20 protein-coding genes and 1 pseudogene are annotated in these 25587 nt (G+C 43.0%); 6 read left to right on the top strand and 15 right to left on the bottom strand.

Annotated elements, in window-relative coordinates:
• Positions 1-8: 8 nt before the first annotated feature.
• The 4 genes and pseudogenes from AB4Z45_RS11580 (at position 9) to AB4Z45_RS11565 (ending at position 5234) form a co-directional block, all read left to right on the top strand.
• Entirely contained in the window at positions 9-824 is an 816-nt protein-coding gene (locus AB4Z45_RS11580) for a carbohydrate ABC transporter permease (RefSeq protein ID WP_076271505.1), read from the top strand.
• Between the two features lie 17 nt (positions 825-841).
• Positions 842-2875: a DUF5107 domain-containing protein gene (locus AB4Z45_RS11575; RefSeq protein WP_441909385.1), complete on the top strand. Its 2034-nt coding sequence runs from the start codon at positions 842-844 to the stop codon at positions 2873-2875.
• A 502-nt stretch (positions 2876-3377) separates the two neighbouring features.
• A pseudogene (locus tag AB4Z45_RS11570) lies at positions 3378-4541 on the top strand (glycosyl hydrolase family 8); the annotation flags it as partial.
• Positions 4542-4589: 48 nt separating this feature from the next.
• Complete coding sequence (locus AB4Z45_RS11565; protein WP_441909538.1) at positions 4590-5234, top strand: discoidin domain-containing protein; 645 nt, start codon at positions 4590-4592, stop codon at positions 5232-5234.
• Positions 5235-5299: 65 nt separating this feature from the next.
• Here AB4Z45_RS11565 and AB4Z45_RS11560 read toward each other — a convergent pair whose 3' ends face one another.
• Together AB4Z45_RS11560 and AB4Z45_RS11555 are read right to left on the bottom strand one after the other, a co-directional pair.
• Entirely contained in the window at positions 5300-5890 is a 591-nt protein-coding gene (locus tag AB4Z45_RS11560) for a TetR/AcrR family transcriptional regulator (protein ID WP_441909384.1), read from the bottom strand.
• Between the two features lie 52 nt (positions 5891-5942).
• Positions 5943-6398 (bottom strand): VOC family protein, encoded by a 456-nt coding sequence (locus AB4Z45_RS11555; RefSeq protein WP_441909382.1) that lies wholly within the window; start codon positions 6396-6398, stop codon positions 5943-5945.
• A gap of 167 nt (positions 6399-6565) precedes the next feature.
• On the opposite strand from AB4Z45_RS11555, the gene AB4Z45_RS11550 reads away from it, so the two are divergent.
• Complete coding sequence (locus tag AB4Z45_RS11550) at positions 6566-7051, top strand: DUF2812 domain-containing protein (RefSeq protein WP_441909380.1); 486 nt, start codon at positions 6566-6568, stop codon at positions 7049-7051.
• A 574-nt stretch (positions 7052-7625) separates the two neighbouring features.
• On the opposite strand, the gene AB4Z45_RS11545 is transcribed toward AB4Z45_RS11550, so the two are convergent.
• Entirely contained in the window at positions 7626-9800 is a 2175-nt protein-coding gene (locus tag AB4Z45_RS11545) for a glycoside hydrolase family 3 N-terminal domain-containing protein (RefSeq protein ID WP_441909378.1), read from the bottom strand.
• Between the two features lie 115 nt (positions 9801-9915).
• Between AB4Z45_RS11545 and AB4Z45_RS11540 the strand changes: the two genes are divergently transcribed.
• Positions 9916-10710, top strand: a complete 795-nt coding sequence (locus tag AB4Z45_RS11540) for a helix-turn-helix domain-containing protein (RefSeq protein ID WP_441909377.1) — start codon at positions 9916-9918, stop codon at positions 10708-10710.
• 58 nt (positions 10711-10768) lie between these two features.
• Here the strand turns inward: AB4Z45_RS11540 and AB4Z45_RS11535 are convergent, their stop codons facing one another.
• The 12 genes from AB4Z45_RS11535 to AB4Z45_RS11480 form a co-directional block, all read right to left on the bottom strand.
• Positions 10769-11518 carry an N-acetylmuramoyl-L-alanine amidase family protein gene (locus AB4Z45_RS11535; RefSeq protein WP_441909375.1) on the bottom strand — a complete coding sequence of 250 codons (750 nt, stop codon included), beginning with the start codon at positions 11516-11518 and terminating at the stop codon, positions 10769-10771.
• Between the two features lie 179 nt (positions 11519-11697).
• Positions 11698-12801 carry a hypothetical protein gene (locus AB4Z45_RS11530; RefSeq protein ID WP_441909373.1) on the bottom strand — a complete coding sequence of 368 codons (1104 nt, stop codon included), beginning with the start codon at positions 12799-12801 and terminating at the stop codon, positions 11698-11700.
• Positions 12798-14267 (bottom strand): ATP-binding protein, encoded by a 1470-nt coding sequence (locus tag AB4Z45_RS11525; protein ID WP_441909372.1) that lies wholly within the window; start codon positions 14265-14267, stop codon positions 12798-12800. Before AB4Z45_RS11525 ends, AB4Z45_RS11530 begins: the two co-directional genes overlap by 4 nt.
• A complete protein-coding gene (locus AB4Z45_RS11520; RefSeq protein WP_441909371.1) occupies positions 14264-14959 on the bottom strand; it encodes a response regulator in 696 nt (231 codons plus the stop codon). The genes AB4Z45_RS11525 and AB4Z45_RS11520 overlap by 4 nt, the downstream gene beginning before the upstream one ends.
• Positions 14960-15188: 229 nt before the next feature.
• Positions 15189-15818: a hypothetical protein gene (locus tag AB4Z45_RS11515; protein ID WP_441909370.1), complete on the bottom strand. Its 630-nt coding sequence runs from the start codon at positions 15816-15818 to the stop codon at positions 15189-15191.
• Between the two features lie 224 nt (positions 15819-16042).
• On the bottom strand, positions 16043-18034 hold the full coding sequence (locus AB4Z45_RS11510) for a helix-turn-helix domain-containing protein (protein ID WP_441909368.1): 1992 nt from the start codon (positions 18032-18034) through the stop codon (positions 16043-16045).
• A gap of 309 nt (positions 18035-18343) precedes the next feature.
• Positions 18344-19336 (bottom strand): cell wall hydrolase, encoded by a 993-nt coding sequence (locus AB4Z45_RS11505; protein ID WP_441909367.1) that lies wholly within the window; start codon positions 19334-19336, stop codon positions 18344-18346.
• A gap of 145 nt (positions 19337-19481) precedes the next feature.
• Positions 19482-20027: an RNA 2'-phosphotransferase gene (locus AB4Z45_RS11500; protein ID WP_441909366.1), complete on the bottom strand. Its 546-nt coding sequence runs from the start codon at positions 20025-20027 to the stop codon at positions 19482-19484.
• A gap of 32 nt (positions 20028-20059) precedes the next feature.
• A complete protein-coding gene (locus AB4Z45_RS11495; protein ID WP_441909365.1) occupies positions 20060-21151 on the bottom strand; it encodes an NAD(P)H-dependent flavin oxidoreductase in 1092 nt (363 codons plus the stop codon).
• A 160-nt stretch (positions 21152-21311) separates the two neighbouring features.
• The gene (locus AB4Z45_RS11490; RefSeq protein WP_441909364.1) at positions 21312-21941 is read right to left on the bottom strand and encodes a hypothetical protein; all 630 of its coding nucleotides are present in this window, start codon (positions 21939-21941) and stop codon (positions 21312-21314) included.
• Positions 21942-22114: 173 nt separating this feature from the next.
• Positions 22115-23155, bottom strand: a complete 1041-nt coding sequence (locus tag AB4Z45_RS11485) for a serine hydrolase domain-containing protein (RefSeq protein ID WP_441909362.1) — start codon at positions 23153-23155, stop codon at positions 22115-22117.
• Positions 23155-25569, bottom strand: coding sequence for an excinuclease ABC subunit UvrA (locus AB4Z45_RS11480; RefSeq protein ID WP_441909361.1), 2415 nt, complete (start codon positions 25567-25569; stop codon positions 23155-23157). The genes AB4Z45_RS11485 and AB4Z45_RS11480 overlap by 1 nt, the downstream gene beginning before the upstream one ends.
• Positions 25570-25587 lie beyond the last annotated feature (18 nt).

Below are 25587 nucleotides of genomic sequence, written 5' to 3'. Positions count from 1 at the left end.
GTGTTAGCATGGTTAATAAAATTCGGTACGTCCCGCTCTATTTGTGGCTGCTGTTCACGATTGTGTTGTTCGGTTTCGCCATTCTAGCTTCACTGAGCACAACAAGAGGCATTTTTACAAATTCATTATTTGAGAGCGGCATTCATTTCTCCAATTATATCGATTTATTCAAAACCCAGAAGATGGGACGGTACTTTCTGAACAGTGTTATTTATACCGTTTCAGCTTGCGTCGGTGTTCTCGTATTCGCTGCTCCTGCCGCTTATGTTTTGGGCAGAGTAAAATTTCGCGGCAAAAAAATAGTCAATCTGATGTTTTTATCCGCAATCTCCATCCCTGGCCTGCTCATATCCATCCCGCTTTTTTCATTGTTCGTTGAGCTGAAGCTTACAGGTTCCATTATTACGCTCGTATTAATCTATATTTTCACTAATATTCCGTTTAGCGTATTCCTTCTCACCGGATTTTTCGCTTCCATTCCTAAAGAATTGGAAGAATCAGCTGCTGTTGACGGCTGCGGACCTATACAAACGTTTATCAAAATCATATTGCCCGTTGCCCAGCCTGGCCTCATTACAGTTTCTATTTTCAACTTTATGTCGATATGGAATGAGTATTTGTATGCGCTTATATTTGCTGGTGATCCGAAATATCATACGCTCGCGCTTGCATTGCAATCCATCGTACTCGGCTTTACCAACACAGGAAACTATTCCGGTATTTTTGCAGCATCCATTATCGTATTTTTGCCTACATTCATTTTGTATTTGTTTATTTCCAAGCGCATTGTTGCAGGCATTACGGTTGGATCAGTAAAAGGATAGAAAGGAGTTCATTCACCATGCGTGTATATCAATCTACCTTACGGATCGAAGGCTCAAGCATTGGCGGTCAAAATCCACTGCCGATGTTCCGAAATCGTCAAAAACATAGAGAAGTCAGCGATAACGGCACTCTTCCAAGCGAGCTGCGATCAAAGCTAGGATATGAAGCAGGGGAACGTTATTTACCCTACCGAATGCAGGATCGTTATACTAGAGATCGGAAAAATCTATTGCTAGAAACTATCGTGCTCGAAAATGAGCATTTGCAGGCTGTTTTTTTACCTGCTTATGGTGGAAGATTGTATTCTCTTACGGAGAAAAAAACAAATCGCAGCCTTCTCTATACGAATCCGGTGCTGCAGCCTGCCAACCTAGCCATATTGAACGCTTGGTTCTCTGGAGGAATCGAGTGGAATATCGGTCAGCTCGGACATACGTTTACCACCTGCTCCCCCGTTCATGCAGCCATACTGCAAGATGAGAAAGGAAACGATTTTCTAAGGCTGTATGATTACGAGCGCTGTAAAAACGTATTTTGGCAAATTGACTTTCATCTGCCCGCCGATTCAAACAAGCTCATTCTTTATGTGCGGATCATTAATGACAATGACAAGTCGGTTCCGATGTACTGGTGGACGAACATCGCTGTAGAGGAAACACCGCAAGCCCGTCTTTTTTCATCAACAGATGAAGTCATTTATATTGACCATAAAGTGAAAGGATTTGGCCTTGGCAAGCTGCCGTATCTGCCGACTGTACCGGGCAAAGACGTCACCTATCCGCTGAACTTTCCTTTCTCGAATGAATATTTCTTTCAAACGAAGGCAAGCTGTAATGCTCCTTGGGAGGCTGTCGCTTATGAGGATGGACGATTGTTTTATGAACGCTCCACCTCTCTTCTCCGTTATCGCAAAATGTTTTGCTGGGGAAACCATGCCGGAGGAAGACGATGGTGTGATTATCTTGCTAACCCCGGTGAAGGAAATTACATTGAAATTCAAAGCGGCTTAGCGCCAACGCAGCTGCATGGACTTAATATGCCTGCTCAATCGGAGTGGGATTTCACGCAAGCAATCGGCATGACCGATATTAAAATCGACAAAGCCCACCAACAGGATTGGAATCAGGCGAATCAATACATTCGAGATTGTGTCGATCATCATATCGATGCCGAAGAAATGGAGAAGCTGCATGAGTCCATGCGAATTCTCGCACAACAAGCGCCTGAGCAAGTCCTTTATACGGGTTCTCCATGGGGTGCGCTAGAGCAGCTGCGCCGAGAACTGAAGGAAAATCGAACAATTCCTGAAGGCTTTTATTTTACTAAGCTAAGCACAGCACCAGAAGCCGAGCATAGCGATTGGCTCGCCCTTCTTGAAACAGGAACGCTTCCAGACCACGACGTGCAAGAAGTGCCGAAAGCATGGATAGTTCAGGATGAGTGGCTTGCCCTGCTTGAAGAGAGTCTTGAGCACCAAGAGAACCAATCATGGAACGCTTATATGCATTTGGGCATCATGCTTTATGAGCGAGGAATGGAGCAGGAGGCTATCGATGCATGGGAGAAATCGATAGACATTCAACCCTCCGTATGGGTATATCGAAATCTAGCTGAAGCGATGAAATATGTAGGACGAATCGATCTGGCGCTTGCCTACTGGAAGAAAGCCTATCTCGTTTCCAACTCGTTCCCTGATCGTGCTTTGGCTGAGGAATACTTAAATTTGCTCATTGCTGACAAACAGTACGAAGAGGCGTGGCAAATGTACAATGAATTGCCTGAAGCCTATTCGAGCAGTGACCGCATTCAAATTATAGTAGGCGTTGCCGCACTTGAGCTTGAACAGGATGCCTTCGTTAAGCAATTGTTCCTTAAGGAATTTGCGGTCATACGTGAAGGTGAAATATTAATCATAGAGCTATGGTATAAATACAATGCCAAGAAGCTTGCACAATCAAGGAATGAATCCTATTCCGAACTACATCTTGAAGAGGCGAAAAATCAATTTCCGCCGCCAACCAATATTGACTTCAGAATCATAGGTGAATAAAAAGATGACGGTGCGTAGTAACGTGCCGTTTTTCTGTGCTTTGAGAATGCTGCCTCGCCCTATTCTGTTCCGTTTTAGGCATAATATAAAAATTGAAATTGGCTGTAGACATATACAAATTTTGTGTGTTACATTGATTAACATAGAGGCATGAACGAAAAACAACCATCAGGAATGGATGGCTAGAAGTAAATTGGTTGATTCTATAGTGTGTCCTGCACCTTTAGTCTCATCTGAATTACTTTTTTTATAGGCCTAAAGTTAAAGCGCTTAAATGTTTTTATTTTTTGCCTTTAAATTAAAGCGCTTTAATTTTTATTAAGCTTGATTACATGCAAAGGAGGCTGCGAATCTGTCGACGGTTATACAACTATAATTTTAGGAGGAGTTTTAATTGCGCACTTTAAAAGCAAACAAAAGTATGATGAAATGGATGGGCCATGTCTTTCTCTGCTCAGCGATGCTTCTAACTTTATTGGGTGCACCCGCTCCACTTCAAACGAAGGTGCATGCTGCAGGAGAGCTTAAACCATTTCCGCAGCAGCTGAGCTATCCTGGCATTATAAAACCTAACCATGTCACTCAGGCAGCTATGAATACAGCAGTTTCGAGTTATTATACTTACTGGAAATCAACCTATTTAAAAAATAACCTCTCCTCATTGCCAGGCGGCTATTATGTCAAAGGGGATATTACAGGAAGCGCTGAAGGTTACGACCCGCTTGGTACTTCAGAGGGGCAAGGCTATGGCATGGTCATCACAGCCTTGATGGCAGGCTTTGATTCAAATGCCAAAACCATTTATGACGGTCTATTCAAAACCGCTAGAGCTTTTAAAAGTTCTGGCAACTCAAATCTTATGGGCTGGGTTGTTGCAGACGCTGCTGGTGCACAAGGACATTTTGGCTCCGCTACCGACGGTGATTTGGACATCGCTTATTCCTTAATACTTGCTGACAAGCAATGGGGATCAGCTGGCACAATTAATTATTTGGCAGAAGCCAAAAAAATGATTACGAACGGTATCAAGGCGAGCAATGTCACGACGAATAACCGCCTGAACCTTGGCGATTGGGATGCTAAGAGTGCATTAAATACCCGTCCCTCCGACTGGATGCTCTCGCATTTAAGAGCTTTTTATGAGGTGACAGGAGATCAAACCTGGTTGAATGTCATTAACAACTTGTACACTGTTTATAGTCAGTTCTCAAGCGCTTATTCAGCTAGCACGGGGCTGATTTCAGATTTTGTAGTCGACAATCCTCCAAAGCCAGCTCCACAAAACTACTTAGATGAATTTCCAGAAACTAACGAATACAATTACAATGCAAGCCGGGTTCCACTCAGAATCGTAATGGACTATGCTTTCTACGGCGACACGAGAGGCCGGGATATTGCTAACAAAATGGCCGTATGGATTAAGGGCGCCACAAGCGGCAATCCGAACAACATCAAAGATGGATATAAGTTAAATGGCGGAGTTAGCGGTTCATACGCAACAGCGGTTTTTGTATCGCCGTTTATATCAGCAGCAACTACTAGCAGCACGCACCAAGCATGGGTAAATGCCGGCTGGGATTGGATGAAAAACAAAAAAGAGTCCTATTTCAGCGATTCGTTCAATTTGCTTAATATGTTATTCATTTCAGGTAACTGGTGGATACCGACTGGTGGTGGAACAACGGATACTCAAGCTCCTACAGCACCAGCGAATTTGACTGCATCATCTGCATCCAGCAGCCAAGTTAACTTGAGCTGGTCAGCTTCTACCGACAATGTTGGCGTATCTGGTTATCAAGTATTTCGCGGCGGCACATTAGTTGGCTCTCCTTCTGGCACGACCTTTACTGACACAGGGCTTAACGCTTCCACTTCATATAGCTATACAGTAAAGGCGATAGATGCTGCGGGCAATCTTTCTGCGAGCAGCAATACAGCCAGTGCAACAACGAGCCCAAATTCAACAACAACGAACCTTGCTTTAGGCAAGACCGCTACAGCAAGCTCAATTGAGGGAACAGGATTTGAAGCTTCCAAAGCAACGGATGGCAATTCGACGACAAGATGGGCGAGTGTTGAAGGAAGCAACAACGAGTGGATTTACGTAGACCTTGGTTCCATTCAAAACGTCAACCGTGTGAAATTAAACTGGGAAGCTGCTTACGGTAAAGGCTATAAAATCCAAGTTTCCACAAATAGTACAACTTGGACAGACGCTTTTACAACGACAACAGGCAATGGAGCCATCGATGATATTACGTTTGCATCCAAAAGCGGAAGATATGTAAGAGTGCTTTGCACGGCACGAGGTACAGCTTACGGATACTCGCTTTTTGATTTCGAGGTATACGGCTCTTAATAGGTAAACACAAACAAAGCCTGACCGATAACTGTCGGTCAGGCTTTGTTTTGTTTGTTTCTCATTTAACGAAGGCCGTCTAGAAGCTTACGCAGCGTCTGCAAACATTCCTCCATCGCTTCAGCAGCCTCAGCAGTATCCGATATTTGTGCGAGCCAAAGCGCCGCTTCATTCATAGCTCCCGACAACAAATGAGTGGCAGCATCCAGACGAACACCCTTAAGGTAGCCCTGCTGCTGCATCATTTCCAGCTGTTCAAGCAGCAATTTCATCGACTGCTGCTCATCCAGAAGCCGCCACTCCTCCCAGCCAAGCACGGCAGGACCATCGATTAGCATGATCCGCCTGTTTTGCGGCTCGATTGCGACAGTCACAAATGCACGGCATCCCAGACATAATTGCTCCCACAAATCGTCGCTAAGTGAAGCCTCTTCCTCCAGACGCTTCGCTACTTCAGACTGAACAAGTGAAAGCACCGCTCGGAATAAACCTTTTTTGCTGCCAAAATGGTGATAAACAGCCCCCCGAGTGACCTCAGCATCTTTGGCTATTTCCTCAAGTGAACTGTCCGCAAATCCGAAAGTGGTAAAATGATGCCTCGCCACTTCCTCTAGCTTATGAATCGTCTCTTCCGTATCTTTTTTCGTTTTCCTCATCCAGTTGCTCCTATTTTCTTAAAAGCTCAGAAGGAGCTTCAAGCAAGCTCATTTAATTATCAGCTGCTGCTCCCTCTTGCTGCCACACAGATTGCACATAGTTCATGCTTTCTTGCTCCGAGGGCGGAATAATTGCAATTACATCTATTAATACGCCGCCGGGATCAGAGAGAATAAAATGTCGTTGCCCAAAATCCTCATCGCGAATATCCTGCTCCAAAGACAGCTTCGCGTCAAGGACCAAGCGCTTGTACTCACTATCTACATTATCAACTTCCATGTTAAGAATCAATCCTTCAGCTCTCTTACGATAGCTCGCGGGAACCGATGAATGACTTGCTGATAGCAGCGCTAATTCATAAAAGCATTGCCCTTCACCCGTCTTCCGCAAGCTCACATACCAGTCAGACTCGTACACAACTTCAAAACCAAAGTAACGTTGATAAAAATTAGCGCTTTCCGCTACATCCTGTGACATAACAACAGGATAAAAACTGTTCATTTTCAAATGGAAGCTCTCCTTTAATACTTATAGAATTGAATATAGTTGAATGTTGACATACATTCTGTATGTATGTAAATAGCATATGATTTACTTTTCATGTTTAAGTGACTTAACCCAATAATATAAAATTTTACAAATCAGCAGGGCTTGCTTTTGCAGAACACAAAGAGATGAACAAGCTAAGCAAACTATCCGAGCAAGGATGGTTTTTAGAAAAATTCTCCTTTTTAGGTTATACACTGCGCAATGGACCCAGCCATAAACTTATTTATTGCCTCGATATACGTCAATTACAAGAGAACGAACTAAACAATTATAGAGAAATATTCGAAGCTGGTGGTTGGAACCATGTATGCTCAACAGGCGATCATCATGTTTTTTCGGCGGAACCAGGAACAGAACCCATATACACAGATCGAACATCGACGTTTGAGAAATATTCAAGAACACTTAGTTTGTACAAAATGGCTTCATTTATCTTGTTGGTTTTAACGATTGGCATTATCGGACTGCTTTATTTATCTGCTGAAGTATGGCAGAATGTCATTATTCAAAATGCCGCTGCAGTAGGTTTGGTATTTTTCTCTATTTTACTAGTCCCGTCAATTATGATGTTTGTGGCCTATTCCCTCCGAGTAAACAAGCTTAAAAGCTAGAATGGAACTGCATTTTTAGGAGAACAATATTGGAAATTCATTATTTATTATAGTTATCCATGCTTTTAAAGCTGCTCAAAACACAACACTTGTCAGACTACAACTAACGAACCCAGCAGCGCTTATATGAAGCATTCATAGTGAAATCAAATTGTAACGAACGCCAGAGTCGTTATTTCGAGAAAAACAGCTCTTAAACCCCTGTAAACCTTATAATAGCGCCAATAAGGTTCGTTAAAATCTGAGAACAATCGTTTTCTGCATAATAAGCATGATACAGTTCCTTAGAGAGTCGACTTGGGAGGTCTGGAGGTCTGGCGATGTTTGAGGCATAGCGGCACTTGCATTGCATAATCGCAGCTTCGCAGCAACAATAGGTAAGACTAGTGCTCCGCTTGCTTCCGCCTGCCCCTAATCGGTTTAAGCAAGCAAACATACACCAAAATAAAAAAATAGCGGTGAAGGGACAGCCCTTCACCGCTATTTTTTCATGTTGTATAATATCTCTGCTCAAAGCGAGCGATCACTTCGGCGAATTCACTACTACTGCTGGAACAGCTTCCCCTGTTCACATTTATTCTACTGTGATTTCAACGATCAATCCCTTCTCGGAATGAGGACCAACCATCAGCTGGAAAATGCCAGGCTCAACCGACAAACGGTCATCTGCTCCTATGATTGCAAGCTCCGAAGGGGTTACCGAGAATGTCACCGTCTTCATCTCACCGGCACTTAAGCTCACCTTGGCAAAACCTTTTAGTTTTTTGAGAGGCTGTGTTACGCTTGCCGCTGCATCACGAATGTACAGCTGCACTACTTCTTCACCTGTAACGCTGCCTGTATTCGTAACATTTACAGAAACAGAAACGGAATCCGAGCTGCTTATGCGAGCTGAGCTCACGACAAGATTGTCATATTCAAAGTCGGTATAGCTCAGACCGTACCCGAACGGATATAATGCTTGCACTGGAGCATCGATATATCTTGAGGAATACACGCCTCCTGGAGGACGTCCTGTATTCTTCCGGTAATAATAAAGCGGGATTTGTCCTACACTCCGCGGGAATGTTGCTGTCAGCTTTCCGCTTGGGTTATAGTCTCCAAACAAGACATCAGCTATTGCATTGCCGCTTTGAATACCTAAGTGCCATGCTTCTACAATTGCTGTTGCCGTGTCATCCAGCCAAACGGTTGTCAGCGGACGGCCATTGAACAATACAACGATAACCGGCTTGCCCAGCTGTATTGCTGCTTCTACGAGCTCACGCTGCTTACCCGGCAAGTCCAGTTCTGATCTGGAGTTTCCTTCACCGCTCATCGTCAGACTTTCGCCTACTGCAATAATAGCAGCATCCGCCCCAGCAACTGCTGCCAGCGCCTGTTCAAAGCCGCTCTCGTCTTCACTTTCAATGCCGCAGCCTTCCGCATATAGCAGCTGTGTGTCTGCAGATACTTTCGCCTTAATGCCATCAAGCAGTGAAACGACATCATCCGCATTGCCGTCGGCTGCCCAGCAGCCAAGAGGATCTTTCGTGTTCGTTGCCATCGGTCCAATAACAGCCAGCGTTTTCAGCTGCTTAGAAAGAGGCAGTATACGATTATCATTTTTAAGCAGAACGATAGACTCTCTTGCTGCCTCGCGCGCCAATGACACATGCTCCTCTGACAAAATAGCACTTTGGCTTCGTTCTGGATTTACGTATGCATTCTCGAACAATCCAAGTTTCATCTTTACAGCTAAAATTCTGCCTACAGCGGCGTCGATCAGACTCTCAGCAACCCGTCCCTCTTGAACGAGCTTCGGCAAGTATTTGTAGAATATGCCTGAATGCATATCCATATCCGTACCTGCTTTAATCGCAATTTCACACGCTTCCTCCGCGTCTCGGGCAACACCATGAGTGATTAATTCGCCTAAAGCATTGTAATCACTAACGATGACGCCTTCAAAGCCCCATTCCTCACGTAAAATTGTCGTAAGCAAATAACGGTTGGCACATGCAGGAATGCCATTCAATTCATTAAAGGATGCCATAATGCTAAGCGCTCCAGCTTCAACCGCTTTACGAAACGGCGGCAAAATAACTTCACGCAGCACGCGATCCGAGACGTCTACCGTATTATAATCCCTGCCCGCTTCCGCAAATCCATATCCGGCAAAATGTTTAGGACAGCTCGCTACAGAGAGGCTTTCGCTTGAAGCATCATCGAGCTCGGCGCCCTCAACCCACGCTTTTGCCATAATCTCGCCTACATAAGGGTCTTCTCCCATCGTTTCGGCAATTCTTCCCCACCTAGGATCTCTCGTAATATCGATCATCGGCGCAAACACCCACGAAATACCGTCGGAAGCTGCTTCCTTAGACGCTGCTGCTGCTGTTCTTCTAATCAGATCTGGGTTCCAGCTTGCCGATTGAGCGAGTGGAATAGGGAATACTGAACGGTAGCCGTGAATAACGTCTCTCCCAACGATCATCGGAATGCCAAGGCGTGACTTTTCAATGGTTTGTTTTTGCAGTGTATTCGCTTGTTCAACGCCCGATAAATTAAACAACGAGCCTAACATTCCTTTATCGATGAGATCCTTCATGATTAGATTGATCTCACCGCCGGCATCCGGATTTATCGCATGAAAACCCCAGTCAAATTGCGACATTTGGCCAATTTTTTCTTCTAATGTCATTTGGGAAACCAAGGACAATACTTTCTCCTTTATTTCCGACGAGAACAACTTCTTGTTTCCTGCCATCGATAACAACTCCTTCATGTATATACTGTCCATTATGAAGGAAATAGACAGGCATGTGTAGAAACAAACTAATGATAAACATCAACGATCTGCTTATGGAAAAGGAGGAACAGTAATGAAGGAAACTGGAATAAAGCTCGATTATTGTGCATTTATGTACCATAATACGCCTTTTAGACATACCTTTAAATCCGGCCTCGAAACCTATATCATTCGATTGCAGACAGAAGGTTTATGCCAAGCATTGATTGCAGGACAGGTCGATATCATCGAGCCTGGCGACCTTCTTCTGTTTGCCCCCGGTGAAGTCTATGATCTGAGAATTGGCGAGCTTGGGCCAAGCGGAGATTATTATGTGATCTGCAGCGGTCCTTGGCTTGATGAATGGTGGAAGCTCCAGCGAAGACCTCAAAAAACAAAAATAGGTGTGAACGGCAGAATAGCAGCTTTATGGCAGCAATTAATATTAGAAAGCAGACGGCATGACGGCGGGAATCCTGAACTATTATGTACACTGATGCAATCACTTTGCTATTTGCTCGATAGAGCCATAGATGAAGCAACCTCTTACAACTCCGGTCCCAAGCTTCTCTCTTATAAAATAAAGCTTTATATCGAGGAGCATGCAGCGATTCCGTTCACTTTATCCGATGCTGCGAAACATACGGGACTAAGCGTATCCCGCTCGGTCCAGTTGTTCAAAGCTGAATTCGGCATGTCCATCATGCAATATGCCCAGAAGGTGCGTCTGGCGATGGCGCTTGAATTAATGGGCAAAAGTCCACTTACGCTCGAACGCATTGCCGAAGAAACTGGATTCGGCAGCTATACTTACTTTCATCGCGTCTTCCAGCGATATTACGGCATCTCACCTGGCGCATACCGAAAACAAATGACAGAGAAACAATAAGCCACGTCCAGAGGACGTGGCTTATTGTTTCATTTCCTTTAAACGGATTACATTCGAATTAGGATTGTATGATTGCATCTTCTGAATTGTTTTTAAAATATTGCTTCAAACCTTCAACAATAGCTTTCGCAGCACGATCTTGTCCATCTTCTCCAAGTAAAACTGCTTCTTCAGCGGGGTTTGTCAAATAACCTACTTCGAGCAAAATCGCCGGCACCTTGCTTAGTGAAAGAACTTTTAACTCTTCATTCCGTATTCCGCGATCCCGAAAGCCCATTGCCTTTACGACTTGATTGTGCATGGTCTGAGCTAATTCAATATTTTCATCAAAACGATAAAACGTTTCAATTCCACCAACATTCTCGTCCTTATAGGTGTTCGCATGAATGGATAGAAGAACATCTGCTTCCATTTGATTCGCTATATCAGGACGTACGTCCAGATCAATAAACGTATCGTCATTCCGAGTTAGATGCGGCTCAAACATGTTCTCTTGCTTTAACAGCTCGTACACTTTCTGAGATAGCGATAGCGTAAAATGTTTTTCTCTTTTTCCGCTAGCTCCTTCCGCCCCGGGATCTTTGCCGCCATGTCCTGCATCAATGACAACTTTGTATATCCTATCTGGTTTTCCATCCATGGATTGCTGCTTTGTTGGAACAATTGGCGGATGGGCTGACAGAGCCTGCGACTTTTCTTCTTTGTTTGCGGCAAAGCCAATTAAAGTTATACTAATTAAAATTAGGGTGAATAAAAACACAATAAGCCTGACTATACGCGGTTTTCGTTTTTTCGTATACGAGTACATGTTGTCCTCCTAAGTAATAGATGTTTAGCAGCTTCTTTATTTATACATAATCCTCATTTCGAGCACTTCTCCAATTTGTAAACAAGTTGTATCTAAAAATGTTGAAATGCGTCGTCTTATGAAACACAAAAAAACAGCCATCACCGATGGAAGCAGTGATGGCTGTTTGGAAACATGTTTTATTTAAACTCAATGATGTAATTCATCGATAACTGTACGGACAATTGGCTTTTTACTTGAGCGTCAAATGATTTCCAGCCGCTCAAATAGAGCTTGTTGCCCGATGGACTCCACTCCATTTGACCCGGATTTATTCCTTTGAACACCTCCTGTTCATTCAAAAGATTGTTTCCTTGCAATTTGGCAATATAGATATTCAGCGAATCTTTCGAGTAAGCAATATATTTGCGATCCCTTGTTAAACGGAAATTACCCACTTGCTCACCTAAAATCGTGGTAGCTTTATTGCGGCGATCATATGCAAACAGCAAATTGTTCTCGCTGACAAACAAAATTTGATCATTATTGAGAAAGTCTACCGTCCCATCACGATTCAACAAATGGTTATACAAACTGGAAATTCCAGTGCCGTCTATTTTACCGAACAAAATCGATTGTCCATCATACATCTGTCTGATGATCAATACCGTTTCTCCATTATCAGAAATTTTTGCATATCTCGACCAGCTTTTCTCACTTTCATATGGAACATCATATTTCTTCATTTTTTTAGTCGTAACGTCGTAAACGGCCAGCTTTTCTACTTTCTGATCATCCCATATGAAAAAAGAGAGATACCGGCTGTTGTTAGACCAGATTATCGTAGCCGACAAAGAGTCCTGCATCTCTTCGACAGTAATTGCCTTGCCATCACTCTGGCTGTAGATCTTCAGGGTTCTGTTTTTGTTATTATCCCAACCGTAAACAGCGATATTAAGCCCATCTGGGGACACCATGCTTGCTTCTGAATATTGATTGAAATTCATAACCTCTTTCATCGTCTGATTCTTATAATCAAAGCGCTGCAAGGTTTGAGTAAAATCTATATTTTTGAGCATGCCTAGAATCTGCTCATTGTCTGTCCATCCGAGAATTTGGATTTCACTCTCCTCTTCCTCAAACATGCGATAGATTTTGCTTACTTCAAAATCGCCGTTCGAATGGGCCAATTCTGGTGCCGCTTCCGTATCTGGTATAACGACGGTTCTTGAATTAAATTTCGTAGATGCGCAGCCCGACAAGATAACGAGGATAAGCAGAGCAAATACTGATTTTCTAATCACGAGGTCACCTGCTTGTTATCAAATTGCGGGATGTGAACAATTACGCTTGTTTCTCTATCCTCGCTTTGAATTTGAATGGTTCCTTGATGCTCTTCAACAATGGCTTTGCAAATGCTAAGCCCCAATCCGCGGCTCCCGACTTCTTTCACAAGACGACCATTTTCTCTATAAAAAGGTTCATAAATACGGGCTAAATGTTTTGGTGCAATGACATCTCCCTGATTTATAAAAGTGAATTGTATGACCTCGGAGATCAGACCTGCCTTCACTATAATTTCAGAGGAAGCATCGCTGTATTTAATCGCATTATCAATCAAGTTGATAAACAGCTGTCTTAATTTAGTTGGACTGCCCTCAATGATGAGATGATCTTCTAATTCGCAAACAATATTTTTGCTATACTTTTGTGCTTTGAACGCCATACCTTCACAAACGCTTAGCAAAATAAACCCTGCATCAACCATTTCATAGGATGCTTTAGAATCTGTTTCCTTAGACAACTCCAATAGCTGCAAAACCATTTCGTGAAGACGAGCACTTTCATCCGCTATATGCGCAATACCTTTCTCGAAAAAAACCTCATCATTTTGCCCATTGTCTTTGATCATCTGCGCGTAGCCCATGATAGAGGTTAGTGGTGTTTTCAGCTCATGGGTAACATTGTCGTAAAATTGCTTGCGATGCTGATTTAACTCTTTAAGGCGGTCACGGTCCTTTTCTATTTTGCCAATTTGAAGTCTAATTTTCTCAATCATTTGATTGAAGTTATGAGCAAGCTTGCCCAGCTCGTCCTTTCGGTTTAAAGAGATATGGACATTAAGATTGCCGTTTATCACTTCCGTTGAAACTTTGGTCATCTTGACGATGGGCAGTGTAATGTTCCAGAACAATGCATAACAAAGCAGCAAGCCCATTGCAAAGATAGCGATCGTGACATACAAAATGACATCTAATATTTGCCTGCTGTTCTCATAAAGCATCGATACGTCTTTGGAAAATCGTAAAATACCTATTTTTTCACCGTCAATGACAACCGGATATGAAAAATAGATCGTAGATATTTTTTCTTGATGGGAGATGGTATAAGCGGTTTCTCCCTTGAGAGCATGCTTGAAATCGTCTCCAAGTGGACTCATGAAGGGAGCACTGTCCGATGCAGCAAGCTGCTTGCCCTTTAATGAATAAACAGCCACTTGGCTAGACGTAATATTTTTCAAATCAACAACCAACTCTTTAGACATCTGCTCGAAATAAATTTCATCATGACTATAATGATTGATCATAAACGTCTGTTTTACATAAACATTGCTGTTTTTCTTCATCGTATTCAAATCCTGCGTAATGATAGTTTCGTTGCTGGATTCAATAATTTGCATGACAAAATGATGCAGCAGCAATAGCGAGGTGACAAAAATAACTAACAATCCGATTAAAAACTTAACCTTGATAGACTGTACCATATTCATTCCACATTCTTCTCAAATTTGTACCCGACACGAAATACCGTAGTAATGATGTCATTGGCATCAAGCTTTTTGCGCAAACGCTGAATATGAATATCCACGGTTCGAGTATCACCAAAATAATTATAGCCCCATACTAAATCAAGCAAATTTGAACGAGTAAATACGCGTCCTCTAGAGCTCGTCAAAGTCATCAATAGGTCAAATTCTTTTGGTGTCAGCTCAATGAGCTCATTGTCTTTTTTGACCATTCTTTCGGGCACATTAATTTCTATCGTTTTGAACTTGATGATTGCTGGCGCTGCTTCTTCGTTCACAGCCGTTATAGGATTGATTCTGCGCAGTAATGTACGAATGCGGACGATTACTTCACGCATATCAAATGGTTTCGTAATATAGTCGTCGGCGCCAAGCTCCATTCCGATAACTTTGTCAGAAATATCAGACCTAGCCGTAATCATGATGATCGGAAGCATGTATTTCCCCATAATTTGCTTGCAAATATCAAGTCCGCTTTGATCGGGAAGCATCCAATCAAGCAGCAGCAGATCAGGCTTGAAGACTTCGATTTCTCTTAAGCCATCCTTGCCGTTATGCGCAAGCTTGGTTTGAAATCCCTCTTTCTGCAAGCCATATGCAAGCAAATCAGCTATCGCTTCTTCATCTTCTATGATCAATATTTTGGTAAGCTCCATTCGTTCATCTCCATTCACCCTTGATCGTATCACAGCCTCGTTTTCACAAACAACTAAGCCCACAAAAGTTTACAGTATTGAAACAAGTCGGATGCATAACAGTTGGATATACTTAGCATGCGCAAAATAGCAAATATCGACTATTAAGATTTGAAGTTGCTCGCTGTGTACGAATAAAAAAAACGCAACCCTTATCGGGTTGCGCTAAATACATTTTGATTCGTAAATGTTAGCCTATGCCATGCTCTTTTCGAATGTTGTACATTTCTTGAATCAACAGATCTCCTGGATCCCGGTTCAACTGCAAATGAATCAACAAGAAATGCAAAGAAATCGCGCATATGTTATTTCCGCCTGTGAGCGCCGGAAATCCAGCTTCAAAGACTGGACCATGGTCTTCCTTCCAAGCCAGACCTGCATGCACCTGCTCCGCAGCAAACTCTTCCGTTACTGCTTTTATACATTCCGGAACGAGTATGTTGTCAATTATCGCTTTAGCCTCAGCTTCATTCGTTGCTGGTTTTGGGAGGGGCTTGCCACCCTTCGTCTCCATAAGTTCAACGAAAAATGAAGACATCCATACTGCAGGGTCATTGTCCGATTGGAACCTGTTAAGCAACTCATGCAGAAAAAAACCGCAGGAATATCTACTACCCGATTCATCCTTCACATGAAATATAAAAACTGGGCCATAATCATGGAAATTCGAAACCTGTGCCTCAACATCGTTATACTGTATTCTTAAAGCTGCAAGGCCATTATCGTAAACAGCTTTTATAAGCTCCGCCCATTCCTCCTTGGACATCTCTGTTTCCTCGCTATTTACTTCCAAGCCAGTTGTCTCATTGTTTACGTTCATAGTTCCACCTGTCTCCTATCATACTATCATCCTGTAAAGTAGGCTTCATTGCGATCATATCATACGGCAACTCTACTGCAAATCTATTATAGATTACCACAAATGGTTTCAGTCATCCAACAACGTTACTGCTACTCTGTCTTCGTCCTCTTAACAACAAGGGGAACAAATCCATTGGACTTGTTCCCCTTGTTGTCTGCACCTTGCAATGGTTCAGCGGCAATCTACTTTTCCCCATCTAATAGAACTTTAACAATCTTGTCTAGTTGCAGCTCCAGCGAATAGGGATCCTCCATTACAAACTCATCTTCTTTCTCACCGGAAGAACCATAATTGTAAACCTGTCCTTTTTTAACAGCAGGAACGCCCTTCCAGACATTGCTGTCCAAGATTTTTTCTGCTCCTTCATCTTCTGCCCCATACAGAAACACATGATCACCCATATATTCTGGCAGCACCTCAAGAGAAATTTTCTCAAATCCATTTTTCATATTGAGTGCATGTTCAGTAGGCGGCAGCTGCAGCATTTGATAGATGGTTGAACTACCATAATTACCGCCTTCGGCAGCCAGTACATACAAACCATCCCAACCAATTTGTACAATGGATACGGTCTCTCCTTCTTTGATGATTCCGGATATTTTATTTTTAGCTTCATCTACTTTTTGCTCATATTCTGCTATCCATTGCTCTGCTGCCTGTTCCTTACCGAATAATTCACTAATTCTACGGAATTTATCCAACGGCCCCGCTGTCGATTCGCCTTCCCAGTAAGGCAAAAAAACTGTCGTTCCGATTTTCTCATAAAGCTCAATATTTTCTTCAATTGAACCTATAATTAAATCCGGCTCTAGATAGGTTAATTTCTCCAGATTCATAGGAAAATCGCCTAGATCCTCAATGCCCGCAATCAAATCATTCGATATGCCTGATTTGCTGATCCATGCCTCGTTAAGCATGTAGCTTCTAACCCCGATAGGTACTATACCAAGTTTCACTAGATAACCTAAATATTGATCGGATGCCACTCGTTTAGGCTCGGCCGGTATCTCTATATCACCCTTCTGTGTAGATACTATTCTTGTTTTCACTGTAGCCGCAGCTTGCTGATTAGTCTGTTCAGCATTTGTTCCTGCAGACTTATTCGCTTGCACTTCTAAATTTACATTTGTATTTGCTGTACTCCCGCAAGCACTCACCAATAATGAAACACACATTACCAAAGCCATGATCGCGATCTTCGTTCTTCTTTGCATCAATAACTCTCTCCCTGTCTTATATTGAAAATGATTTTCATTATCATTATAGAGGTGATTATTATTTAGCAAAACGGCAATTCTATCCATCGATAAGGGCAATTCCTGATCTCTCCAATCATGAGCATGCTTCTTCCTAAATCGGGCAGGAGATATCCCGATATATTTCTTGAAGCTGCGACTAAGGGAGTGAGCATCCGGAAATCCCACCTGTTCAGCCACTTCCTGTAATGTTGCCTCCGTTCGCATAAGCAGTTGTATAGCTTGATTCATCCGCACTTGACTCAAATAATGAATCGGACTATTTTGCATCGTGTTCCTGAACTGCCTGGATAAATGTCCCTCACTGCAATCGAGCGCTTGGGCTATTGATTCTAATGTTATCATCTCAGCGTAATGCTCATGTATGTAATGAGCTGCCAGTGAAGCCAGGTCCCGCCTTATCGGTTTAACATCCTGATGATTCAGCTGCCTTAACAGCTCATAGACGAACTGATAAAAAATCGACTTCACATGCAGCTTACCGAGTGCAGTAGTTTGATTCCACTCTTTCTCCAACCGTGTTAGCTTATCAAATAAAGCTAAAGGATAGCTTGGAGCAAAAGCATATTGATATTGGAAGGGATTATCCTTTCCTATGCTGTTCACAAATTCCTCGCGATTCGGCAACGTTAGTGTCGGCTTGTACAAAATCATATAATATTCCAGCTCGTCTATAGCCAGAATAGTCAGATTCATTCCTTTCCCGCCATGAAAAACAAACGATTGTTTGGCAACATAGGCGTTCCCATCTAGCCATACCTCGGCACTTCCACGTATTGTATACAAAAATGCACTGACAGGCAAACGATAAGCTCGCAGTGCTTCCCCATGCTCCATGGCTGAATGGCGAACATCGATTACCTGTATAAAAGCATGATTCCATATTAGTATGTGATCATTTAATTTCAATCGTTCCACTCCCCGTCCGGTTGCACATCATTAGATTGAGAACAATTCTCGATTAAACTCCATTATAAATGATAGCCCTTCTGAGTGACAATTGCCTTTTTTACATTTGCCCATTCCGTCCACTCCGATCAATGCTTCCAATTCTTCTCGCATCTCAAAACAGAGAAGTAAGTTGTACCTGCACCAAAGATTCAAGCCAAACAAAAACAACGCGCACCGATTGAATATCGGTGCACGCTGGCTGCATAACTTTTTTCAATTGTCTACTTGACTGGAGTTTGACCCAGATAGGTTTTTTCACCTATTCCATGCTTACAACTATTTTGCAAAGCTATGATTGTCGATTGTCACAATAACATCTAAGCTGGACCAAAACGAACCTTTGGAAATATCGGGATTGAAGAAATAAACGGCATTCTCCACATTATTTTTACCGTTGAGCGCATCTTTCGCTGCTCGAAGTGAGCTTGCGTTTGGCTTACTTTTATCTAAGAGTCCATTATGCGCTGGAGGAAACTGCTTGCCTGAATAAATGACGTCGCGTATCGTATCCGGAAACCGCTCATCCTTCACTCTGTTTAATATAACATTCGCTAATCCAAGCTGTCCTTCATAGGATTCATTGCCTGCTTCAACCATCGTAATCTTAGCAAGCAGCATATAATCCGCATCAGTGAATGGTTTTGCTATTTGATCATTTGAAGGAATGATGACCTTGAGCTTTGTTCCCGGCTTGATCTTCGCCTTGCTATCGAGTCCATTCCATTTGAGCAGCTCTGATTTGGTGCTGCCAAACTCCTTGCTGATCTCATCCAAGCCGTACTCTTCTGTTATTACAGCAGGCTGTACTTTTATAAGCTCAATAACGTTTGATTCTGCATTCAATACCACATTAGCATGCAGCATTTCTGACAATTGGCGCAGAGGAGCATACAGCCTATTGTCCTTTAAAAATGGCACCGCGTCCAATTTATAACGGGCTTCGTTAAAATATACGACTGGTACTCCATTTCCCAGCACGACTTTATCTTTTAATTCTGTATGTATGGTTACTTCTTCGTTCACATTATCCCAGCTCGACTTTGCACCGAACATATCAGCAATGCGGGCTGCCGGAACAAACAATCTTCCTTCTGACACATAAAGCGGATCCGTTATCTTCACTATTTTCCCATTAAATTTAATCGTCCAATCTTCCGCAGCAGCTGCATTCCCTGCGTGGACACTCGACATAGGTCCGATACAAAGCAGAAACAAACCCAATATCATGGTGATGATAAGACCTCTAATCCGCTTGACATCTCTGATCATGCGTACCTCCCAGTTAATTAAGTTGGTGTAAAATCCAACGTTCATCTTCTGGGCAAAATTATATCACAGTTTATTGGGACTTTAGCATTAACATTTTCACAGAATTAACCACAAACGATACAAAAGGACAAAAAAATGAAAACCCTTACTTCATTAAGATACAGGAAGGCGGTATAAAATCAGAAAGCCAAACGCCATTATTAGCTAAATAAAAGCTGACGCCAAGAGATAATGCAAGCTCGGTGTTAACATAAAGAATGACGAGTTCTCCTCGCCTTTTTCCTGCAAGTGTTGCAAAATCAAGCGATTCCGAAAGATGAACATATTGTCTTCCCATTGGCTTTAAACCTTCAGCTAAAATAATATTCGAAACCTTAGTGTTCGTACCATGAAACAAGAGGGCAGGGGGCTTCGCCTCTTTATAAGTTATTCTTTCAACGCTGTGCCCATAGTTTGCACGAATAAAGGCACCGACAATTTCATATCGCTGCTTCTTACAATGGCGAACGACCTGCTCAATATCACTATTTTGAATGCTGCTCCATCTTGCTTCATTCCGAATGGAGGAAACGAAATCATCCAGTTTACAAAATCCCTCTTGGTCTAATGTAATGCCAAAAGCATCAGGCGAATGTCTTAAAATTTTACTCATGAACTTACTTAGAGATTCTTCTTGTTTTTCCGTTAACATTTTGTTGTCCCTCCTTTTTTCGGAAATTTATGTTATTGGGACGTGCCCGTCTCACAAATGGAAAGTGCTTGCCGAATTGTCTCTGCAACAATATCCTCCGCAGTTTGGCCGGAAGTAAGCATCCTCGTTCCTTGACCAGCCCATAGGGACATATACTCTGAATTGTTTTGGCTGCTTGCAGCGTTTCTTATATCACGAGTCACGGTGTTTTGAGTAGGAAACGGAAGGGGCTCGATCCCGTTCTCTTCCCATTGCTTAACAAATGAATTACGTATGCCTCTAGCTGGTCGACCCGAGAAAGCTTTCGTAATAACCGTGCTCTCCTCTGTACTTTTCAGCAGAGCCTGCTTATAAACCTCATGCGCACCAGATTCAATCGCTGTAAGAAATCGCGTCCCCATTTGGACACCCTGTGCTCCTAAAATAAGTGACGCTACTAATCCTCGTCCATCCATAATACCGCCCGCAGCAATGACTGGAATACTTACTCGATCTACAATTTGCGGTACCAAAGCAAATGTTCCTATATTTGCACCCAGCTGATGTTCGGTTATGTCAAACGTTCCTCGATGTCCGCCCGCTTCGCTGCCTTGGGCAACTATCGCATCGCAGCCTGCTTGCTCCGCCAGAAGCGCTTCGTTCACCGTAGTTACCATCGCAACAACAAGAAGATTAGCCTCTTTAGCTTGCCGCAAGAAAGGCTCCGGAACAATACCGAATGCTGTGCTGATGACAGGAACCTTCTCTTCGAGCAAAACAGCCATTTGTTGGTCAAAACGATCGGGAGTCGTCACATGTTCCGCACTCGCATGAGAAATTCCAAGCACATTCCGCATAAGGTTTAACTCTCGCTGAACTTCTCCAATTCGAGTATTGTGATCCGAAGTTTGCATCGCAAACAGATTAACTGCAAAAGGGTTATTTGTCAGCTTGCGGATTTCATTAATCGTTTCTCGAATGGCAGCCGGCTCCATATATGCAGCGCCAAGCGTTCCTAGTCCACCTGCATTCGATACTGCTGCTACCAATTTTGCAGTCGATGGCCCGCCAGCCATTCCAGCTAAAAAAAGCGGATAACGAATATTAAACAGTTGGCAAACCTCAGTATGAAGATTTATATTCATTTTTTCTTCTCCAATTTGATATGATTTTTCGAATCATTAGAGTCAACCCATTTATTATTCTTATTCTCTTAAATTGTACACTTTTTATGATGTTAGATCGATTTTATCATATAAAAAAAACGCAGCCTAATCAGGCTGCGTTAAATCCTATCTTCGTTATTTATTCTAAGCCATGCTCATTCCGAATGTCATACAATCCTTGAATTAGCAGCTCCCCTGGATCACGATTCAACTGCAAATGTGTTAACAATAGATGCAAAGAAACAGCACATACGTTATTTCCATCTATAATTGCTGGAAAACCCACTTCAAAAATCGGACCGTGGTCTTCCTTCCAAGCCAGCCCCGCATGTACCTGTTCCGGAGCAAACTCTTCTGTTACAGCTTTTATACATTGCGGTACGAGTACTTTGTCTATGACTTCTTTAGCCTCATCTTCATTAGTAGCCGGTTTCGGGAGAGGCTTGCCGCCTTCTGTCTCCATAAGATCGACGAAAAAAGAAGCCAACCATACGGCTGGATCATTATCCGATTGGAATCTAGCAATTAACTCGCGCAGAAAAAATCCACACGAATAAACACTGCCCGATTCATCCTTCACGTTAAATACAAAAACCGGGCCGTAATCTACGAAATTCGATACCTGTGCTTCAACCTCGTTAAAGTGCATTTTTAAAGCTGCAAGGCCATTATGGTGAACAGCCTTTATAAGCTCAGCCCATTTCTCCTCGGACATCGCAGCTTCCTTATTATTTACTTCCTCGTTAGTTGTCTCATTATTCGTTGTCATCGTCTCACCTGTCTCCTATCCTACTATTATCTCGTAAAGCAGGCTATATTTAGCTATCTCGTAGGGTAACTCGTCTTCAATACAATTATGGAATGCCACAAATACTGCATCTATTATTATAGGCATGTGTCAATCAGACTAGCAAACACTAGACGATAGCAAATAGAGGATATTCAACAGATTACTACAGAGGGAATGATGCAATTAGTAATCAGAGGCCATATATCACGAGGTTTGCTGACGATTTTGGAAGCTATGGAAACTATCAAATCTTTGGCCGGAATGCAAACAATAGCATTGCCTCCATCACCCATTGCCATATAAGCAAAATTCCCATCCTCTTCCTGCAGCCACCACAAATAACCGTATTTGTTCGCATTCATTGCGATCGATTCATCATGCCACGATTTGGAGACGATCTGTTTATCCTCCCAAATACCGTCATTTAAATATAGAAATCCAAAACGCGCCATGTCTCTGAGCGTTAGACAAAGCCCCCAACCCCCTGTCGAATTTCCGTTAGGGTCATGAATCCATCCTTTTAGGCTTTTCCCAAATACATCTTCGAGACCAAACGATTTCATTTGGCGCTCAGCAATAATTTTCATCCCAATTGGCCCAAACAACTGCTCATTTGCAAACTCACGAGCGCTTTTACCTGTCGTGCGTGTCAAAATAACCGACAGCAGATGTGCACCCGCAGTACAATACTGAAACTCGCCCATTCGCCCTTTTTGTCCCAGTAGGTCAAGCGTATATTTGGTCCAATCCTTTTGCCTGCGCAGTCTGTCCAGCGGCTCCTGCGCTCCCCCTCCTGGTTTCCATGTAAAAGGAAAAGGCGCCGTCATCGTGAGTAGCTGCCGGATCGTTACCGCCCGCTTCTGAATGTCGCTGGCATCGGAAACATATTCGGGAAAGAAATCCAGTACCTTTTCGTCTACACTTTTGATAAATCCTTTGTCTATAGCGATGCCGATGAGAGCAGATGTCACACTTTTCGTAACCGAAGCTACATGATGGGTATCACTAGCGATAAAGCTGTTTTCATATTTTTCAAAAGCGATATACCCCTTATGCACAACAACAATACCATTTAGATTGTTATATTGAGTTTTAATTAAATGGATAAGTTCGGAAAACTTTTCTGTGTCCATGCCGAGAGCTGCTGGCTCCCTCGTCCGCCACTCTGTTGTTGGCCAGTAATCTCTTTGCATTATAGATACCTCCCGGTTAAGGACTTTGGATTTCCTTTCAGCACATCGGGTGAACCTTCTGCAATAATATAACCTCCTTCTGGGCCGCCGCCCGGTCCAAGTTCTATCATCCAGTCGCAGGAAGCGAGAACAGCCGGGTTATGCTCAATGACGATTACAGAATTCCCATTTGCTACAAGCTCGTCTAACAATTCGATGAGCTTTGCCGTATCATACAGACTCAGACCAGTGGTAGGCTCATCCAGTATATACAGGGTATTCCCTTTCCGCCTTCGGCCAATCTCTTTAGCGAGTTTTATTCTTTGCGCTTCTCCGCCGCTTAAAGAGGGTGTGGGCTGACCCAGCTTTAAGTATCCGAGCCCCATTCGATCCATCACTTTCAAAGCTGTCACAATCACCTTGTTGTCTTCTAAGAAAACAACCGCTTCCGAGACGCTCAGTTCTAAGATGTCAAAAATATTTTTACCTTTGTATTCGATCGATAACGTGTCATGGTTAAACCTTTTCCCGAGGCATCCTGTACATGTTTTTTCTATTTTTAAATTGTTGCCCAGCCAGATTGCCGTATGTCCACTGCCGCAGCATTCCGAACAAGCGCCTTTCGAGTTGAATGAGAAGTGGGCTGAAATAAAATTCCGCTTCACGGCTGCCGGCTGTTTGGCAAACAAGCTGCGAATTTTATCCCAAATGCCGATATAAGATGCAGGATTGGAGCTCGAGCTCCTGCCTATAGGTGCCTGTGATATTTCGGCGTAGCCACAAATATGCTCCAAGCCCTCCAACCGATCCGCAGCCATTTGAGTCATCATGGCTTCTACCTCATTGCCCATTTCGGTTTCTTCGTTGCTGTCCTGCTTATTACGAAAATGGTTTTTCAGGAGAGGGAGCAGCGTATTTGAAATCAGCGAGCTTTTACCGCTTCCCGACATACCTGCAATCCCGACCATTACACCTAAAGGAATAGCTGCTGTCACATCCTTGAGGTTGTTCGTTTTGGCATGTCGAATGGTTAGACAAGGTACTGTTTCAATACACGGATGTTTAGTTCTGGACAGCATGGTCATTTTGCCTGAAAGATATTGGCCAGTGATAGACTCCTTGCACTCGAGCAATCCTTCTAAATCGCCCTCATAAATAACCTCTCCACCTTCAATACCCGCCATGGGTCCTATGTCAATAATGTGCTCTGCTATTTTGATTGCATTATTATGGTGCTCTACAACAATCACCGTATTGCCCAGATCTTTGAGTGCGCATATAAATTTTAAAACATCCGATTTTTCAGACTCATGCAGCCCTGCTGTAGGTTCGTCGAGAACATAGATCATCGAATCCATTGTTGCATCCAAATGTGAATGCAGAAATAATCGCTGTATTTCTCCACCACTCAAAGTAGGCATTTCTCTGTAAAGGGAAAGATGGCCGAGGCGGGCTTTAATCAAGTTATTCGTTTTAAGCAATATTTCTTGCAGCAAGTTTTCCCCCATCATCGTGAACGTGTTTTGCTCGCGCAAATCTTTAAGTACTTCATTCACTTCTGAGATTGTCATCCGCCCAAGTTGACCAATATGCTTGCCATTTAACAGCACCGCCCTTGCCTCTTCACCCACTCTAAATCCATGGCACTCGGAACATACAATATTAGCATACACACCATTTAACGGTTCTCCTCTATGAAGGCGAGTATGAAATATGTTCGTTAAACAGGCGCTGCGTTTTTCAGAATTGCTGTTTGCATAATGCCCATAGATGATTTCTCCCCTTACTTCTTCTGGCAGCTGTAAGAAAGGAATAGCTAAATAGGAATGGAACTTCCTTTGTAATAATCGCAAATAACCAGGAGTTAAGCCGACTCCATCAAGAACCTGCTCCAAAGTCATACGGCTATCTGAAGCAAGCTTTTCCATGTCAACTTCAAAATACGATCCTCGCCCAGAGCACTTGATACACATTCCATTTGGAGAAAGGTTGGAAAAATAACTTGGCGACAATCGCTCCTCGCTATTCCCGCATTCTAAGCAGAATAGGTTGTCACTCACAGCTGTTCCGCAGGTGGAGCAAAGGATTGACCCTTCTCCAGCATAGAGCAGTGCCAGCCTATTCATAATATTGGTCTTTGAGCCTACGGTTGAGCGCGTGTTGCTTTGACGGATCGTATTTTGCTGCACTGCTATGGCTGGGCTTAAACCTTCTATACTGTCGAATTTGTCTTCATGATCAAGCCCAGCAACAATACCTAAGGATTGCAAGTATTGCTTGCGTCCTTCCTCAAAAATAATATCGAACACAAGGCTGGATTTGCCTGATCCGCTGACGCCAGTTGCTGCCACCAGCTTGTTTTTTGGAATTGAAATGTCGATGTTCTTGAGGTTATGCACTCGTGCCCCTTTTATCGTTATGGTTTTATGCTCCATTTCATCGCCCCTTATTCT

Source organism: Paenibacillus sp. MCAF9, from assembly GCF_052114265.1.
GTDB lineage: Bacteria > Bacillota > Bacilli > Paenibacillales > Paenibacillaceae > Pristimantibacillus.
Note: the sequence above shows the minus strand (reverse complement) of the source record. Positions and strands in the feature narration are given on the sequence as shown.

What these genes read in the sequence shown, in the direction of transcription:
- AB4Z45_RS11545 (WP_441909378.1), bottom strand. Translation starts at nt 9,800, where the DNA reads ATGGCAGGAAACAAGAAGTTGTTCTCGTCGGAAATAAAGGAGAAAGTA.
- AB4Z45_RS11525 (WP_441909372.1), bottom strand. Translation starts at nt 14,267, where the DNA reads ATGAATATGGTACAGTCTATCAAGGTTAAGTTTTTAATCGGATTGTTA.
- AB4Z45_RS11550 (WP_441909380.1), top strand. Translation starts at nt 6,566, where the DNA reads ATGAACAAGCTAAGCAAACTATCCGAGCAAGGATGGTTTTTAGAAAAA.
- AB4Z45_RS11520 (WP_441909371.1), bottom strand. Translation starts at nt 14,959, where the DNA reads ATGGAGCTTACCAAAATATTGATCATAGAAGATGAAGAAGCGATAGCT.
- AB4Z45_RS11480 (WP_441909361.1), bottom strand. Translation starts at nt 25,569, where the DNA reads ATGGAGCATAAAACCATAACGATAAAAGGGGCACGAGTGCATAACCTC.
- AB4Z45_RS11500 (WP_441909366.1), bottom strand. Translation starts at nt 20,027, where the DNA reads ATGTTAACGGAAAAACAAGAAGAATCTCTAAGTAAGTTCATGAGTAAA.
- AB4Z45_RS11535 (WP_441909375.1), bottom strand. Translation starts at nt 11,518, where the DNA reads ATGTACTCGTATACGAAAAAACGAAAACCGCGTATAGTCAGGCTTATT.
- AB4Z45_RS11575 (WP_441909385.1), top strand. Translation starts at nt 842, where the DNA reads ATGCGTGTATATCAATCTACCTTACGGATCGAAGGCTCAAGCATTGGC.
- AB4Z45_RS11560 (WP_441909384.1), bottom strand. Translation starts at nt 5,890, where the DNA reads ATGAGGAAAACGAAAAAAGATACGGAAGAGACGATTCATAAGCTAGAG.
- AB4Z45_RS11495 (WP_441909365.1), bottom strand. Translation starts at nt 21,151, where the DNA reads ATGAATATAAATCTTCATACTGAGGTTTGCCAACTGTTTAATATTCGT.
- AB4Z45_RS11485 (WP_441909362.1), bottom strand. Translation starts at nt 23,155, where the DNA reads ATGCAAAGAGATTACTGGCCAACAACAGAGTGGCGGACGAGGGAGCCA.
- AB4Z45_RS11515 (WP_441909370.1), bottom strand. Translation starts at nt 15,818, where the DNA reads ATGAACGTAAACAATGAGACAACTGGCTTGGAAGTAAATAGCGAGGAA.
- AB4Z45_RS11490 (WP_441909364.1), bottom strand. Translation starts at nt 21,941, where the DNA reads ATGACAACGAATAATGAGACAACTAACGAGGAAGTAAATAATAAGGAA.
- AB4Z45_RS11540 (WP_441909377.1), top strand. Translation starts at nt 9,916, where the DNA reads ATGAAGGAAACTGGAATAAAGCTCGATTATTGTGCATTTATGTACCAT.
- AB4Z45_RS11580 (WP_076271505.1), top strand. Translation starts at nt 9, where the DNA reads ATGGTTAATAAAATTCGGTACGTCCCGCTCTATTTGTGGCTGCTGTTC.
- AB4Z45_RS11505 (WP_441909367.1), bottom strand. Translation starts at nt 19,336, where the DNA reads ATGATCAGAGATGTCAAGCGGATTAGAGGTCTTATCATCACCATGATA.